This is a genomic window from Arenibacter hampyeongensis (assembly GCF_002909255.1).
Classification (GTDB): Bacteria; Bacteroidota; Bacteroidia; order Flavobacteriales; family Flavobacteriaceae; genus Arenibacter; species Arenibacter hampyeongensis.
In genome coordinates this window covers 227,974-244,737 of sequence record NZ_PIOB01000006.1, presented here as the reverse complement: position 1 = coordinate 244,737, position 16,764 = coordinate 227,974, and the positions used below count along the sequence as shown (strand labels likewise).

12 protein-coding genes are annotated in these 16,764 nt (G+C 37.9%); 8 read left to right on the top strand and 4 right to left on the bottom strand.

The window, feature by feature from the left end; genetic code table 11:
• Positions 1-2: 2 nt before the first annotated feature.
• Positions 3-965: a metallophosphoesterase family protein gene (locus CWD91_RS15970; RefSeq protein WP_103441964.1), complete on the top strand. Its 963-nt coding sequence runs from the start codon at positions 3-5 to the stop codon at positions 963-965.
• Between the two features lie 51 nt (positions 966-1,016).
• Entirely contained in the window at positions 1,017-1,529 is a 513-nt protein-coding gene (locus CWD91_RS15965) for a MepB family protein (RefSeq protein WP_103441963.1), read from the top strand.
• 82 nt (positions 1,530-1,611) lie between these two features.
• Here CWD91_RS15965 and CWD91_RS15960 read toward each other — a convergent pair whose 3' ends face one another.
• Positions 1,612-4,110 (bottom strand): ABC transporter permease, encoded by a 2,499-nt coding sequence (locus CWD91_RS15960; RefSeq protein ID WP_103441995.1) that lies wholly within the window; start codon positions 4,108-4,110, stop codon positions 1,612-1,614.
• A 47-nt stretch (positions 4,111-4,157) separates the two neighbouring features.
• The gene (locus CWD91_RS15955; protein ID WP_103441962.1) at positions 4,158-4,847 is read right to left on the bottom strand and encodes an ABC transporter ATP-binding protein; all 690 of its coding nucleotides are present in this window, start codon (positions 4,845-4,847) and stop codon (positions 4,158-4,160) included.
• 72 nt (positions 4,848-4,919) lie between these two features.
• Here CWD91_RS15955 and CWD91_RS15950 point away from each other — a divergent pair, with 72 nt between their 5' ends.
• The 4 genes from CWD91_RS15950 (at position 4,920) to CWD91_RS15930 (ending at position 11,777) form a co-directional block, all read left to right on the top strand.
• Positions 4,920-5,609 carry an arylesterase gene (locus CWD91_RS15950; protein ID WP_103441994.1) on the top strand — a complete coding sequence of 230 codons (690 nt, stop codon included), beginning with the start codon at positions 4,920-4,922 and terminating at the stop codon, positions 5,607-5,609.
• A gap of 199 nt (positions 5,610-5,808) precedes the next feature.
• Positions 5,809-8,169, top strand: a complete 2,361-nt coding sequence (locus CWD91_RS15945; protein ID WP_103441961.1) for a DUF2339 domain-containing protein — start codon at positions 5,809-5,811, stop codon at positions 8,167-8,169.
• Positions 8,153-9,388, top strand: coding sequence for a DUF3999 family protein (locus tag CWD91_RS15940; protein ID WP_103441960.1), 1,236 nt, complete (start codon positions 8,153-8,155; stop codon positions 9,386-9,388). The genes CWD91_RS15945 and CWD91_RS15940 overlap by 17 nt, the downstream gene beginning before the upstream one ends.
• Positions 9,389-9,926: 538 nt before the next feature.
• Positions 9,927-11,777, top strand: coding sequence for a Xaa-Pro dipeptidyl-peptidase (locus CWD91_RS15930; RefSeq protein WP_103441958.1), 1,851 nt, complete (start codon positions 9,927-9,929; stop codon positions 11,775-11,777).
• A 196-nt stretch (positions 11,778-11,973) separates the two neighbouring features.
• Here CWD91_RS15930 and carB read toward each other — a convergent pair whose 3' ends face one another.
• Entirely contained in the window at positions 11,974-14,826 is a 2,853-nt protein-coding gene (gene carB, locus CWD91_RS15925) for a carbamoyl-phosphate synthase large subunit (RefSeq protein ID WP_103441957.1), read from the bottom strand.
• A 103-nt stretch (positions 14,827-14,929) separates the two neighbouring features.
• Positions 14,930-15,091 (bottom strand): 50S ribosomal protein L34, encoded by a 162-nt coding sequence (gene rpmH / locus CWD91_RS15920; protein ID WP_026809253.1) that lies wholly within the window; start codon positions 15,089-15,091, stop codon positions 14,930-14,932.
• Positions 15,092-15,297: 206 nt separating this feature from the next.
• On the opposite strand from rpmH, the gene CWD91_RS15915 reads away from it, so the two are divergent.
• Positions 15,298-16,182: a DUF6263 family protein gene (locus CWD91_RS15915; protein ID WP_103441956.1), complete on the top strand. Its 885-nt coding sequence runs from the start codon at positions 15,298-15,300 to the stop codon at positions 16,180-16,182.
• 1 nt (position 16,183) lies between these two features.
• The gene (locus tag CWD91_RS15910; protein ID WP_103441955.1) at positions 16,184-16,699 is read left to right on the top strand and encodes a hypothetical protein; all 516 of its coding nucleotides are present in this window, start codon (positions 16,184-16,186) and stop codon (positions 16,697-16,699) included.
• Positions 16,700-16,764: the final 65 nt, after the last annotated feature.

Below are 16,764 nucleotides of genomic sequence, written 5' to 3'. Positions count from 1 at the left end.
TCATGGAGGAAAAGAAAAATAAAATGGATAGTAGAAGGAAATTCTTGCTTCAATCGGGTTTGGCTGCAGTGGCTTTACCCTTCACGCAGATTTCCTGTCAACCATCAAAGGATAAGGTAGTAGAGGTAGAAAATGAGGATTCATTTGAATTTGCTTTCTTAACGGACATTCATATAAAACCTGAAATGAATGCGCCAAAAGGATTTCAAATGGCTATAGATAAGGTAAATGAATTGAACCCCGACTTTGTAATAACAGGTGGAGACCTTGTCTATGATACCATGCGTGGAAATTACGAGCAAAGTGAATCACTTTTTTCGTTGTACAAAGACATGAGTAAAGGATTTAAAATGCCGGTCCATAACTGTATTGGAAATCACGACTTGTTCGCAATATATGAAGAGAGCCCGGAATCTGCAGATCATCCCGATTATAAGTATGGTATGTGGGAAAGGCATTTTGGGAAGACCTACTACTCATTTGATCATAAAGGATGGCATTTTATCACCTTAAATTCCTTGGATGTAACTGACAACAAAAGATATAAAGGTTTCTTTCATCTAGAACAACTGGAATGGTTAAAGCAGGATATTGAAAAAGTGGATAAATCTACGCCCATCGTTATCACTACCCACATTCCCATGATATGTACCTACGCCCAATTAAATGGAGGTGAAGGAAGTAGAACAGCCAATAATGCTTCGGATGTTTTTAAAATAATGGAGAAACACAATTTAAAATTGGTTTTACAAGGGCATATTCACTGGAAAGAATATGGATTCGTCAATGACCGATTTCACTTTTTAACTGGTGGATCCATTGCCGGAAACGGATGGAAGGGAAGAAGGCACAATACCAAGGAAGGCTTTGTGAAAATTAAGGTCAGTGGAAATGATTTTACCTGGGAATATATTGATCATGGTTGGGAGGCCGAGAGGCTTAGATTGGCGGACAACATAATTTAATACAGATTATTAAGTGCTTAATTATTTACATTTTGGAGTAGATTTGTGGAAATGAAGAATATATCAAATTCAGATTTCACCCTTATTATTGAAGAAGTCTATGGACCATGTGACTTAAAAGTATCAAACTTTGTATTGGATAAGGAGAGCAAAGAATACGAGGCTACTTCATTTCTATTGAATGCCCTAAACATTAAAGCGAGAAGAAGTAAAATCACACCAAAAAAAATTGGGCAATTCGTTACCCTTTGGAAAAGAAATGAAAACGGGGAAACAACGTCCTTAGAAGAATCCGATGAAGTAGATCTTGTTGTAATTACTTCCCGTGAGGAATCACAGCTGGGCCAATTTGTTTTTCCAAAAAACATTTTGATTGAAAAAGGAATTGTATCACACGGTACAAAGTCAGGAAAACGTGGTTTTCGTGTTTACCCCCCTTGGTCACGACCTACCAACAAGACAGCTCAAAAAACTCAGAAATGGCAACTTGAATATTTTTTGCCCATTGAACAAGATTTTAAAACGGACCTGCATAAAGCAAGTGCCCTTTATCTGAATTCGTAAGCCTTATATCTACATAAAAGAGTACTAGCCTTTCTTTGTCACATTTATAATTTAATAACATAGTAGTGTACTATTGTACGGCCTACCTACCCTCCTTCCGCAGGACTTCCAAAGGGGGACTTTTTATAACGCCTATGCTATTTCCAAGGCCAATTAGCAAAACAAGTACGGTAATTCCGGGGAACAGCACCAAAAATGGGAATAAAGATGGCGTAAAAGGGGATTCGAATACGAACAAAGCCAGCAATTGACTGCTTATTAAGGACAGCAGAATTCCAGATAAACCTCCTAAAATACCCAAGTACAGATACTCCAAGGCCACTATTTTTAGTATTTGTTTGCTTTTGGCGCCAATTGTCCTTAAAAGCACACTTTCACGTATCCGTTGATATTTACTGGTCCTAACTGCACCCAAAAGCACAATTATCCCGGTAAGGATGCTAAAAAAGGCCATAAAATTAATAATCCAAGAAATTTTGTTTAATAAGTTTTCTATAACAACCAGTATTTGTCTTATATCCAGGATGGACACATTGGGAAATTCTTTTACCAATTCCTTCTGAAGTGATGCCGACGCAATTTCATCAGGTACCCTGGTCGTAAGTACTGTAAATTGAGGAGCATCTTCCAAAATTCCCAAAGGAAATACTATGGAAAAATTTAGTTGCATTCGGCCCCAATCCACCGTTCTAATACTGGCAACAAAGGTATTCATAATTACACCTTGAACATTAAAGGTCAATTGGTCCCCAACCCCAACCTTGGCATCCCTCGCAAAGTTGTCGCTAATGGAAATTGGTATTTTTTCTTTCGAACTTACTTTGGAAACCCATTCTCCAGATTCCAATTTCTCGGATGCAATTAGGCTATCCCTAAAGGTTACCCTGAACTCATGGTTCAATATCCAAGAATTTATGGTAGAAGTGGTATCATTTCTGATGTCGTTTACCTCCCTGCCCCGTATGCTATTTACCCTCATGGTAATAATCGGGATATTGGTCAATACCGGATATCCATCTCGCAAAATGGTATTGGCAACCGCCTCTTTCTGCTCGGTTTGAATATCCAAAAGAATCATATTGGGACTATTGGCATCCGTTCCCATAGCTGTCTTGGCCAACAAAAAATCCTTGGTAAAATATAGGGTGCTGATCAAAAACGTTCCTATACCAATTGCCAGTACCAAGGTTAAGGTTTGGTTCTGTGGTCTAAAAAGATTCAATAAACTATGACGGGCAGTAAAACCCCAGGAAGTTGGAAAATATTTCTTTATGGTTTTCATGGCCAATGCAGTCAAACCTGCCAGTATAACGAAGGTTATCAAAATTCCGGCCACAAATGACACAGAATATCTCCAATCCTTTAATAACCAATAGGAAAAAAGAAATAAAAAGCCTAAAATTCCCAAAGCAACCATCGCAAGTCCTCTCTTAGACCTTGACCGGTCCACTTCCTGTACCCTTAAAGCCTGAAGAGGCGAAACATATAGGGTACTCATTAAGGGGTAAAGGGCAAACAAAATGGACATAAAGAGGCCCAATAAAAGGCCCATGGCTATTGCCTTTGGCGCCAGGGATATTTGCACATCCACAGGCAGCAAATCCCCTAAAAATATTGGAAACAACTGCTGTAATATAAGGCCAACTATAGTGCCGAGAATTCCCCCCAGTAGTCCTAGCGCCCCAATTTGTAATAAATAAATTAAAAAAGTTTGTCTTTTGGTGGCCCCGATACATTTTAAAACGGCTACTGATCGTAATTTCTCCTTTATGTAAATGTTGATAGCACTTGCAATCCCAATACAGCCTAAAAGGAGGGCTATAAAAGCGACCAGATTTAGGAATTTTCCAAAATTATCATATCTCCGTCCCAGATTGGCACTGGTAGAAGTATGGGTATCCAAATCCGCACCTTCGGCATCCAAGATCGGGTCCAATTTTTTATCCAAAGCCTCAAGATCCGCATCCGGCTGCACGAAATAAAATTCATAGTCCAACCTACTGCCCTTCTGGATCAATCCTGTTTCCTGGATAAACCTATATGGAATTACTACTGGAGGAGCAATAGAACTGAACAACCCAGAACTCCCCGGTATGGATTTTAAAGCACCGGCAATAGGAAAGGTTACTTCACCAACTTTAATACTATCCCCCGCTTGAAGGTTATATTGTAGCATAACTGTGGCATCCACCAAAGCAGCACCCTTCTCTTGATAACTATTCGCGGCTGAAACCGGTACCGTCTCCAAAACACCATAAAATGGAAATCCACCTTCAATACCGCGAACTTGGACGAGTTTAGAGGTTCCCGATTTTGGAAACGCGGCCATGGAAGGAAAGTTTATTTCTTTGGCGTCAGGTCCCCCAAGGGAGTCCATTATTCTTAAAACTTTTTCATTTGGCGGATTTCTACTATCCACTATAAAATCGGCTCCCATAAGGGATTTGGATTGTACCGAAATATTTTTTTTAAGGTTATCCCCAAAAGACTGTATGGAAACAACTGCTGCAATCCCCATAATGATGGAGGCTATAAAAAGTAGTAACTTTCTACTGCTTGCCTTTCCATCTCGCCATGCCATTTTTAGAAGCCACTGAAACCCGGCCTTAGTAGTGCTGGTATGATCTTTCACAGGGAAGCTGTTTTTTGGTTGGCAATAATTCTACCTCCTTTTAACCTTAAAATGTGCTTGGTCTTAGCCGCCAATTCCAAATCATGGGTTACAATAACCAAGGTGGTTCCAGCATCTGCATTGAGCTGGAAAAGTAATTGTATTACCTTCTCCCCTGTTTCAGCATCCAAATTACCAGTAGGTTCATCGGCAAATAGGATGGATGGATTATTGGAAAATGCCCGGGCCAAAGCAACACGCTGTTGTTCGCCCCCCGACAGTTGTGAGGGATAATGATGAAAACGATTTTGCAAACCTACCTTGTCCAATAGTTCCATTCCATTTTTCATGGCATTTTTGTCCCCTCTTAATTCCAATGGAATGGCTACGTTCTCAAGAGCGGTGAGCGTTGGCAATAATTGGAAATCCTGAAAAACAAAACCTACATGCCTATTTCGCAGTATGGCTCTTTCGTCCTCATTTAAACTTCCCAGTTCTGTACCGCATAAGGTCACCGTACCTGAATCCGGTTGGTCCAAACCTGCACATAAACCTAACAAGGTAGTTTTTCCACTGCCGGAAGGCCCTACAATGGCAAAAGAATCCCTCTCTTCCACATCAAAGGTAATATCCTGCAATACCGTTAGTTTTTTAGAACCACTACTATAGATTTTCCCTAAATTGGTCACGTTTAATATCTTTGCCATATAATGCCTATTTCACAGTTTTACCGAAGTAGGCAAAATACAGAAATGATTTTGATTTTAATCCAATATCCTATGCGAACCTTGTTAAGATTTTCTTATTTATTATTCATTTTTTGCACCTCATGCGGGAATTTGGGAACCAAGAATCCGGATTCTGTTGAAAAAGGTAAAAATAGTTCTGAAAGCATAGTTGAGACTAAAACTGAAAAGAAAGTTATTTTGTTTTTTGGTAACAGCCTTACCGCTGGCATGGGGCTCGACCCCAATGAGGCTTTTCCTTCATTGATCCAAGTAAAAATTGATTCTTTGCAATTACCATACAAGGTAGTAAATGCCGGCTTAAGTGGTGAAACCACGGCAAGTGGCAAAAATAGAATCAGTTGGGTTTTAAATACGGATATAGACGTATTTGTATTGGAACTTGGTGCCAATGATGGCCTACGTGGTATTCCCTTGAAAGAAACGCGGACCAACTTACAGGACATTATAGATGTGGTGCAGCATAAAAATCCAAATACGACCATAATATTGGCAGGAATGCAAATTCCTCCCAACATGGGCCAGGAATACACCACAGAATTTAAAGGTATCTTCCCTGAACTTGCACAAAAGAATAATATTGGCCTTATACCATTCCTTTTGGAGGACGTGGCAGGAAATCCTGATCTAAATCAAGCTGATGGTATACATCCTACAGCCGAAGGACAAAAAATAATCGCCAATAATATTTGGCCCATAATTGTTGACGCCACCAAGGGGTAAGCAATACCTTTATTACTTATAGGTAAGGTATGTCTATTAAAATCAACGATAATTAGCGGGCTTTATTGATAGTTGGCTCCATAGACAAAATACATTGGTCAAAATAACGTTTGTATTCATCAATCCAGTAAATTAACATAGGACCAATTAGTTTAACCTAGGATTTTATAATTTTTACCCATAAGCTAACCAACATATAATGGCAGACTCCCAGGAACAAATCAATCTACTCTTAAAAAGGCTCGATGTATTGTTAAGTAGACAAGACGAGTTTTCAAAGGAAATTAATAGCTTGCGTGCGGATATCAATCTCTTAAGGGGTTCTAAAGAGGACCCAAGCCTCTCAGAAAAAATTTCTTCAGTATCACCAGTGAAGATCAAGGAATCCACTGAAAAGTTGTTGCCAAGTTCACCAATAGTTTCACAGCAGAAGAATACCAATGTTCAAAAAGAACAGCCGGAAATAAAAAAAACTCCAAAATTAAAGTCCGATATTGAAAAATTCATCGGCGAAAATCTTATTAATAAAATTGGGATTATTATTACTGTAATCGGGGTAGCTATAGGGGCTAAATACTCTATAGAACACGATCTGATAAGTCCGCTTACAAGAATTATATTAGGCTACTTGGCAGGAGCTGGCTTCCTGGGATTTGGTATAAAGTTAAAGCCAAAATACGAAAACTATAGCGCAGTATTGGTTAGTGGCGCTATGGCCATTTTATATTTTATAACTTTTGCAGCCTATAGCCTGTATGACCTTTTTCCTCAGGGATTGGCTTTTGCGCTTATGGTTGTTTTTACTGTTTTTACCGTGGTGGCTGCCATAAATTACAATAGACAGGTAATTGCCCTTATTGGATTGGTAGGCGCATACGCCATCCCCTTTTTATTGAGCGAAGGTTCAGGGGAAGTAATGGTGCTTTTTAGTTATATGGGCATCATCAATATAGGCATACTGATCATCGCCTTTAAAAAATACTGGAAACCAGTTTACTATTCTTCTTTTGGCTTAACATGGGTAATGTTCTTTTTTTGGTACCTATCAAAATATAAAATGGAGGTCCATTTCGGATTGGCCCTGACCTTTTTAAGCCTATTTTTTACTATATTTTATTTAGCCTTTCTTGGCTATAAATTACTACAAAAAGAAAAATTTGGAATTACGGATGTAATACTCCTGTTGTTGAATTCAATAATTTTTTATGGGTTGGGCTATTCCATTCTAAATAATCATGAAACAGCTAAACAACTCCTGGGGTTATTTACTTTAGGGAACGCTATTATACATTTTGTGGTAGGTATTGTAATCTATCGTAAAAAATTGGCTGACGTAAATTTGTTTTATTTTATTATTGGTTTGGTCCTGCTTTTTATAACTATTGCCGTTCCTGTTCAACTAAATGGAAATTGGGTAACGCTGTTGTGGGCGGGAGAGGCCACTTTGTTATTTTGGATTGGCCGATCCAAAAATGTGCCTATTTATGAAAAACTATCATTTCCACTGATGATATTGGCCGTGTTTAGCATTTTTGAGGACTGGTCGTGGGTTTATGGCCAGTATGTTCCGGAAATTAGTGGAACCAGGATAACTCCCTTGCTCAATATTAATTTTCTAACCTCATTTATGTTAATCGCTTCTTTTGGCTTCATGTATTGGGTAGATTTAAAACAAATGCATAGCTCGACTATTAAACCCAGGAACACATACCTAGCTTTAATCTCGAAGGCAATTCCCATCATATTGGTGCTAATAATATATTTTGCATTCAGGATAGAGATAACTACCTATTGGAACCAATTATACTTGGATTCGGCCCTTGTTATTTCGCCGGAGGGCCAAGAATACCCCAACTATCTTTGGAATTACGATTTTAGAAAGTTGAGCGATATATGGACCATTAACTATACCTTGTTATTTGTCTCGGTACTTTCTTTTATCAACATTAAAAAGATAAAAAGTCGTCAATTAGGTATAATTAATATAGTTGTAAATAGTATTGTTATTGCTTTCTTTTTATTTGTCGGCCTTTATGAACTAAGTGAGCTCCGGGAAAGTTATTTGGTCCGTAATACGAACGAATATTATCAGATCGGTGTTTGGAATATTATTATGAGATACGTCTCCTATGTTTTTGTTGGAATTACATTGCTCGCCACTTATTATTACCGCAAACAAGAATTTTTAAAGTTGCGTTTTAACATTGGCTTTGATCTATTATTATATATTTCAATGCTATGGATTTCTAGCAGTGAATTGATCAATTGGATGGATATATTCGAATTTACACAGTCCTATAAATTGGGGCTGAGCATCTTATGGGGACTGTATGCTCTACTTCTCATAGTTTTGGGAATATGGAAAACCAAAAAACATCTGCGTATAATGGCCTTTGCCTTGTTTGGTATTACCTTGGTAAAGCTATTCATATATGACATATCGCATCTTGATACAATAGCCAAGACTATCGTTTTTGTTTCACTTGGTGTTCTATTATTAATTATTTCCTTTTTGTACAACAAATACAAACATATTATATCCAATGAAACGGAGGAGTAAATTTATTAGCGGTATAATCCTAATGGTCTGTTCCCTTTCTTACGGTCAGATGGACCAATATGAATACAAGAGAGCATTAGAAGGAGTAAATGACCAGTGGCATAATATACCACTGCCAGATTCAATTTTTGGAAAGGTTTCAAGCAATTTGTCCGATATAAGAATATATGGGGTAGTGAGCAATAAGGATACTATTGAAGTTCCTTACCTTCTCCGTCTCAAATCTGAAAAAATTAAGAGTAGGCCGATCACTTTCAGTATTGTGAATACCTCACATAACAACAATGGTTATTATTACACTTTTGAAGTTCCTTCCGAGATGGCCATTAACCATATAAAACTAGAGTTTAAGCAGAAAAATTTTGATTGGAAAGTAGCTTTGCAAGCTAGCCAGGAACAACTGGAATGGTTTACAATAGTAGATGATTACCGTATTTTATCCATTCAAAATGGATTGACAGATTATCAATTCACGACCATTTCTTTCCCAAATTCCAAATACCACTACTATCGGTTACTAGTTAAAACTGATAAGGAACCCAATTTAATAACTGCCAAAATTTCCAATGATGAAATAATAGAAGGGAATTATAAAAACTATCCTTTTAAAACAATAACCATTGACGAAAATAAAACAGAAAGAACTTCAGAAATAATAATTGATCTAGGGAATCCAGTAGCGGTTAGTTCAATTTCCCTTCGTACTCAGGAACTATATGATTATTATAGACCCATTACCATTTCCCAAATAACAGATAGTATCAAAACCGAACAGGGTTGGAAATATAACTACAACACTTTACTATCCGGTACATTGAGTTCATTGGAAGAGAGTGATTTTGATTTCCAAAGTACGACAGTGCAGAAAGTGAAAATCACTGTTTACAATGGGGATAATCAGCCGTTAACTTATGGGAATATTAAAATAAAGGGCTTTCTACACGAGTTGGTTGCACGGTTTACCAAGGAGGCAACCTATTATCTTACATATGGAAATAATCGTGGTTCATTTGCCGACTATGACATAGCCAAGTTTTCCGAGAATATCCCCGAAACCCTTACTCCATTAAAAATTGGGAATGAACAAAGATTAAAGAAAACACCATTTTCAGAAAAAGAACTTCTATTTAAAAACAAGTTATGGTTATGGGGTATCATAACCCTTATCATAATTGTGCTGGGATGGTTTTCACTAAATATGATAAAAAAGAAGGTCTAAAGGAAAATTACCAAAGATCATTTTTAAGAATTATTGGGAAACTATTACAAAAGTTGAAATAATTCAACTATCCTTTATGCTTTTGATTTTTTTTGAATTACCTAAGTGTCGAAAATAATATTTATCCCATAATCGCCATGGTGATTCAAGAAGGGAATAAATATAGAAGATTAATTAAATCCTACCTTACATAATGGTTTGTTGCCTATGCTTAAATGAAATCAAATAATAAGGATACATATTGGCTAACTTATTGGAAACCTTGTCCAACCATTTTTGGTTATATTCGCCCAATATAATTTTTGCTTATTTCGAGTGTGTAGGTGGGTTCGAAACTCCTTTCCAATAAAATTATCAAATACTTTGGTTCGAAGTTCCCAATACGGAAACCTATTATTCTCTATGGGGATTATACTTGCCCATTTAATGTTTGCCAATAAGAATTTATTGTAGAGAAGATTAAATTGGTTTATAAACAAGGTTAAATATTCCTCATTTTATATAAATTAAAATTCTATATATTAAATTATAATCGATTATGAAAAGAATCAAAATCATATTTTGTATTACATTTTTATTTGGATTTGTTTCCCTGCTAAGCTCCCAGAAAAGTGAAACTTTATTGGAAAAAAAATCCGTTCCAATCTTTGACAATGGTGAGGCTCAGGTCATACCCGGTTTTAGTGACGAAACCAAATGGATAACACATGACCTATGGGTTGAAACTGAATTTGATACCGACGGGGATGGCAAAAAGGATAGAATGCATGTTTCGGTAACCAGGCCTGATCAAACCGAAACCGAAGGGCTTAAATTACCTGTAATTTACATAAGTAGTCCCTATTTTGCGGGCGTTGCCCCTAACTTACAAGGTAGCTTTTGGAATGTAAGGCATGAACTCGGAGCTAGTGCCGGGGAGCGTCTACACACCGAGGTAGTGCGGACTGGAAAAAGGCCCGTCATTTCCAATTCCCATATCCAAACATGGGTACCACGTGGGTATATAGTAGTGCATTCCTCTTCCCCTGGAACAGGACTGTCCCAAGGTTCTCCAACTGTAGGTGGAGACAATGAATCCTTGGCCCCAAAGGCAGTTATAGATTGGTTATGTGGCCGTGCAAAAGGCTACACTGAACCTTATGGTATGGAGAAGGTTAAGGCTTATTGGTCTACCGGAAAAGTGGGTATGACAGGGACTTCTTATAATGGAACTATACCTCTGGCTGCCGCAACCACTGGAGTTAAAGGTTTGGAGGCTATTATTCCAATTGCTCCAAATACCTCCTATTATCACTACTATAGATCCAATGGCCTTGTACGTTCCCCAGGAGGTTATTTGGGTGAAGATATAGATGTACTCTATGATTTTATACATAGTGGTGATGAAACCAAACGGCCCTATAGTAATAGGGTTGTTAGGGATACCGAAATGAAAAATGGTATGGATAGGATAACTGGTGATTACAACGAATTTTGGGCGGGACGTGACTATTTAAATGATATGGGCCCCATGAAAGCTGCCTTATTAATGGCGCACGGATTTAACGATTGGAACGTAATGCCGGAGCATAGCTATAGAATATACAAAGAAGCCAAAGCCATAGGTCTACCTACTCAAATATATTACCACCAAAATGGTCATGGAGGGGAACCACCTTTAAAAATGATGAACAAATGGTTTACCCGATATCTGCACGATATTGAAAATGGAGTTGAAGAAGATGCCAAGGCCTGGATCGTACGAGAAAACGACGATAAAAAAAATCCGACACCTTATAAGGATTATCCAAACCCTGAAGCTTCTCCAGTAACTTTATACCTAGAAAAAGGAGCCCCTGAGAAAGGTGTGTTAAGTACAGAAAAAAAAGCAGGCCAAGGTGTGGAAACCTTAGTGGATAACTTTTCATTTTCGGGAGCTACCCTAGCTCAAGCCGAAAACACAAACCATCGTTTGGTATATGTTACGCCTGCCCTATCCAATGATGTCCATATTTCCGGAACTCCTAAAATAAGTATTTCCGTTTCCAGTAACAAAGCTGCCGCCAATTTATCGGTATGGCTGGTTTCCTTGCCATGGAACGATAGTCACAATGCCAAAATAACAGATAACATTATAACCCGTGGTTGGGCAGACCCCCAAAACCATAGTTCCCTTACCCATAGTGAACCATTGGTACCGGGGCAATTTTACGACCTAAGCTTTGAACTAATGCCAGACGACCAGATTATACCTAAAGGCCAACAAATTGGCCTTATGATCTTCTCTAGTGACAAGGAATTTACTCTTTGGCCTGAGCCGGGTACCGAATTATCCGTGGATTTGGATGCAACAACTATAAGTTTACCTATTGTAGGAGGAACAGAAGCTTTAAAAACTGCTGTAGAATAAACATTTCAATTAGGATAATGGCCATGCAGGTCAGGACTTTCTTTGGAGATTTTTGAAATTAATTTATTAACGTTGGCACTAGGCCACAGCTGCCATAATCGCTCAAAAAGAAAACTCCTTTTTCCAATACAGATGGAAAAAGGAGTTTTTATATTAAATGGGAAAAGAATTTCTCAAAGGACCATAATTTTTGAATCTACTTGCTCAAGTACATTTTACGTCTAGAGTACAAATTGTAAAACTCGTCGTCCTTAAGACTGTCTATAAACAAAATGCTCTCTCCTGTACTCTTCATTTCCGGTCCTAAATTCTTATTTACATTTGGGAATTTATTAAAGGAAAATACAGGTTGTTTTATGGCATAGCCTTCCAGTTGAGGGTTAAAAGTAAAATCTTTCACTTTTTTCTCGCCCAGCATTACTTTGGTGGCATAATTTACATAAGGCTCCTTGTAGGCTTTCGCAATAAAAGGTACCGTTCTGGAAGCCCTGGGATTAGCCTCAATAATATAAACGATATCATCTTTGATAGCAAATTGAATGTTGATCAACCCTACCGTGTTAAGTGCCAAGGCAATTTTCTTGGTGTGGTCCTTTATTTGCTGCATTACGAATTCACCTAAATTAAAAGGCGGCAAGGTGGCGTTGGAATCGCCGGAGTGGATTCCGCATGGTTCTATATGCTCCATGATTCCAATGATGTACACATCTTCCCCATCACAAATGGCATCTGCTTCGGCTTCGATAGCGCCATCCAGATAATGATCCAACAACAATTTATTGTTTGGTATTTTTCTTAAAAGATCTACTACATGTGATTCCAACTCTTCCTTGTTGATCACAATCTTCATTCCCTGTCCACCCAGTACGTATGATGGTCTAACCAATAAAGGAAAGTCCAGCTCATCTGAAAGTGCCAATGCTTCATCAGCAGTTTCGGCCACACCAAACTGTGGGAAAGGGATGTTGTTTTCCAATAACAAGTTTGAAAAACTTCCTCGGTCCTCAGCCAGATCCAAAGCTTTGAAACTGGTTCCGATTATTTTTATTCCGTATTTATCCAGCTTTTCTGCCAGCTTAAGCGCCGTTTGTCCCCCTAGTTGAACAATTACGCCCTCTGGTTTCTCATGTCTTATAATATCGTAGATATGTTCCCAAAATACGGGTTCAAAATAAAGTTTGTCAGAAATATCGAAATCTGTGGAAACCGTTTCTGGATTACAATTGATCATGATGGTCTCATAACCACATTCCGCTGCCGCCAAGACCCCGTGTACACAGCAATAATCAAATTCTATACCTTGGCCAATACGGTTAGGTCCAGATCCAAGTACTACAATCTTCTTCTTATCCGATACTTTACTGTCGTTTTCCACATATCTCTTTCCGTCCGGAGTTTCAATTTCCGCCTCAAAAGTAGAGTAATAGTAAGGTGTCATGGCCTTAAATTCAGCAGCACAGGTATCTACCAATTTGTACACCCTGTTAATATTTAGGGCTACACGTTTGTTATAAACTTCACTCTCATAGCAATCCAGCATATGGGCTATTTGCCTATCGGCAAAACCTTTTTGCTTGGCTTCCAATAAAAGATCTTTTGAAAGTGTTTCAATGTTATAGTTGGAAATTTCCTTTTCCAATTGATACAACTCTTCGTATTGCTTCAAGAACCACATATCAATTTTGGTAATCTCATGGATTCTGCTTAAGGGAATACCTAGTTGGATGGCATCATAGATTACAAATACTCTGTCCCAACTTGGGATGGTAAGTTTGCTAATGATTTCATCATAATTAGTGTACCCTTTACCGTCGGCTCCAAGTCCGTTTCTCTTGATTTCCAAGGACTGGGTGGCTTTGTGTAGGGCTTCCTGAAAAGAACGGCCAATTCCCATTACCTCCCCTACCGACTTCATCTGAAGTCCTAAAGTCCTGTCCGAACCTTCAAATTTATCAAAATTCCAACGCGGTATTTTTACGATAACATAATCCAAGGTAGGTTCAAATAAGGCCGAAGTCGATTTTGTAATTTGATTGCTAAGCTCATTTAGATTATACCCAATAGCAAGTTTGGCGGCTATTTTGGCGATAGGATATCCGGTAGCTTTGGAAGCCAATGCTGATGATCGGGAGACCCTTGGATTGATTTCTATGGCAATAATATCTTCCTTATCATCTGGACTTACTGCAAACTGAACGTTACATCCACCTGCAAAATCCCCGATACTGCGCATCATATGAATTGCCATATCACGCATTTTTTGATAGGTCCTATCAGATAGGGTCATTGCTGGGGCAACAGTTATAGAATCGCCGGTATGGATACCCATGGGATCCATATTCTCAATGGCACAAATAATGACCACATTGTCATTCTTGTCCCTTAACAATTCCAATTCGTACTCCTTCCAGCCCATTAAGGCCTTATCTATCATAACCTCGTGAATTGGGGACACTTCCAGTCCAAGACTTAAAAGTTCATCAAAATCCTCTGCTTTATAGACTATAGACGCTCCCGCCCCACCAAGGGTATAAGAAGCCCGTATAACCAATGGGAATCCAAATTCCTGGGCAATTTCCTTTCCTTTAAGAAATGAGGTGGCAGTAGCTTGGGGCGCCATACCAATACCAATTTTAAGCATCAACTCGCGGAATTTCTCCCGGTCTTCGGTTATATTGATAGCATCAATATCCACGCCTATAATTTTTACTCCGAAATCTTCCCATATTCCTTTAGTATCCGCTTCTATACAAAGATTTAATGCTGTTTGACCACCCATTGTAGGTAAAACCGCATCTATATTGGGATGTTTTTCCAAAATCTCCCTTATGGATTTTGTAGTCAAAGGTTTTAGATATACATGATCCGCCATAGTTGGGTCGGTCATGATCGTAGCGGGATTACTGTTGATGAGTATGGTTTCTATGCCGTCTTCTCTTAATGACCTTAATGCCTGTGTACCTGAATAATCGAACTCACAAGCTTGACCAATAACTATAGGGCCGGAACCAATAATTAAAATAGAATTTAAATCTTTTCTTTTGGGCATTTTAAAAATTATTTATAAATATGAAAAAATGGGAATTGGACAAAAAAAAGGTGCTACTTCGGAAAAAGTAACACCTTGTTATTTTAAAAAAACAATTCTATCATTATTTTTTGTGCTTCAGCTCCGAGGATACAGATAATTTCTTTCTTCCCTTTGCTCTTCTTCTAGCTAGAACTTTTCTACCATTGGCAGTAGCCATACGTTCTCTAAAACCATGTTTGTTTTTTCTCTTCCTTTTTGATGGTTGAAATGTTCTTTTGCTCATCGTAGCCTATTTTTTATAGTATGCTTAAATTTGTGTTGACAATGTTTAAAATCTTGCTTCATAGACAGCAAAATCCGGCTGCAAATATACAAAGAGTTTTTTCATTGGCAAATCAAATTAAAAAAATATTTTTTTAGGATTGCCCACCCTAAGGCCCACAGGATTTTATTACTTTTGCATCGGCTTAACCAGAATGATACTATAACATGAAGCGCTTTTTATTTTTAATGGTTTGCATCCTTTGCAATACGGGTGTATTTGGACAAACCACATTGCAATACAACTTAAAAAAGGGCGATGTTTTTAATATCAAACAGGATGCCGAGCAAATAATTATACAGGAATTGGATGGCGCTACACATGAAATAACCAATCATATTGATGGAATTTTAGAATTTAAAGTGCTTGGAGAGATCAACAATGGCTATGAAGTAGCATTAACATTTAAGGATTTAAACCTTAAAATGAGCTCCAGTATCCAAGGAGAATTAATGAATGTGAGGGCAAAAGAGGTGAAGGAAGAAGACATGCAGTCCAAAATTTTCAATACCATATTGAACAATCCAGTGAAAATGGTTTTGGCCAAGAATGGTGATATATTAAAAGTTCAAGGGGGCGACAGTCTGGTTGCTAAAATGGCAAGGGCCTCGGGTTTGGAAGATGAGTTCTCGATCAATATGATGCAAAAATCATTGGAAAGTGAGTTCGGATCCGAAGCTTTATCCAATAGTTACAAGCAATTAACTTTTATTTATCCAGATAATAAAGTCAATATAAATGACAAATGGGAGAACGCATATGATGGTAAATTAAAGACCACCAATACATGGACCCTGAAAAGTATTGTGGACAACAAGGCTAAAATTAGTGGTAAGGCCAAGGTATTGATGGATATAAAGGATGCCAATACCAGTATGAAACTTAGCGGGTCTCAAACCTCAACTGTAACGGCCGACACTAATTCTGGTTTTATTATTAATATGTTGGTTGAAAGTTTAACCACCGGGATGTCCACAATGACGCAAATGGGGGAAGAAGAGATTCCGACCACTATAAAATCTAAAATTACGTACGAATTAATTAATAAGTAATATGTTCAATAAAAATTTAAAAATAGTCATAGCTGCACTGATTATCGCCTATGCAGTATATCAATTTATAGAAGGCAATATAGGAAATGGGATTTCCTTGATATTCCTTTCCTCTATTTTTATATTTCTATATTTTAGGAATGAAATTATTTTATTGGCATTCTTAAGAATGCGGAAGCAAGATTTGGAGGGAACCAAAAAATGGCTCGATAAAATAAAAAACCCGGATGCCGCCCTTACCCAAAAGCAAAATGGTTACTATAATTACCTGAACGGTATTATTTTTTCACAGACCAATCTTACCCAAGCTGAAAAATATTTTAAAAAAGCATTAAAATTCGGCCTTAACATGGATTATGATGTGGCGATGGCCAAATTAAGCCTTGCTGGTATTGCCATGCAAAAACGAAGAAAAAGGGAGGCTACCATGCTATTGAACGAAGCCAAGAAATTGGACAAACAAAATATGCTGGCAGAACAAATTAAGATGATGCAACAGCAGATGAAAAAAATCTAAGGTCCGCCCATGATTTTTAAATAAAGCCTTCGCAAAATACTAATATTGCCTATACGTCTTGTTGA

Coding starts and splice junctions, on each gene's coding strand:
- CWD91_RS15910 (WP_103441955.1), top strand. CDS start 16,184: ATGTTCAATAAAAATTTAAAAATAGTCATAGCTGCACTGATTATCGCC.
- CWD91_RS15960 (WP_103441995.1), bottom strand. CDS start 4,110: ATGGCATGGCGAGATGGAAAGGCAAGCAGTAGAAAGTTACTACTTTTT.
- CWD91_RS15955 (WP_103441962.1), bottom strand. CDS start 4,847: ATGGCAAAGATATTAAACGTGACCAATTTAGGGAAAATCTATAGTAGT.
- CWD91_RS15915 (WP_103441956.1), top strand. CDS start 15,298: ATGAAGCGCTTTTTATTTTTAATGGTTTGCATCCTTTGCAATACGGGT.
- CWD91_RS15940 (WP_103441960.1), top strand. CDS start 8,153: ATGAAACGGAGGAGTAAATTTATTAGCGGTATAATCCTAATGGTCTGT.
- carB (WP_103441957.1), bottom strand. CDS start 14,826: ATGCCCAAAAGAAAAGATTTAAATTCTATTTTAATTATTGGTTCCGGC.
- CWD91_RS15970 (WP_103441964.1), top strand. CDS start 3: ATGGAGGAAAAGAAAAATAAAATGGATAGTAGAAGGAAATTCTTGCTT.
- CWD91_RS15965 (WP_103441963.1), top strand. CDS start 1,017: ATGAAGAATATATCAAATTCAGATTTCACCCTTATTATTGAAGAAGTC.
- CWD91_RS15945 (WP_103441961.1), top strand. CDS start 5,809: ATGGCAGACTCCCAGGAACAAATCAATCTACTCTTAAAAAGGCTCGAT.
- rpmH (WP_026809253.1), bottom strand. CDS start 15,091: ATGAGCAAAAGAACATTTCAACCATCAAAAAGGAAGAGAAAAAACAAA.
- CWD91_RS15930 (WP_103441958.1), top strand. CDS start 9,927: ATGAAAAGAATCAAAATCATATTTTGTATTACATTTTTATTTGGATTT.
- CWD91_RS15950 (WP_103441994.1), top strand. CDS start 4,920: ATGCGAACCTTGTTAAGATTTTCTTATTTATTATTCATTTTTTGCACC.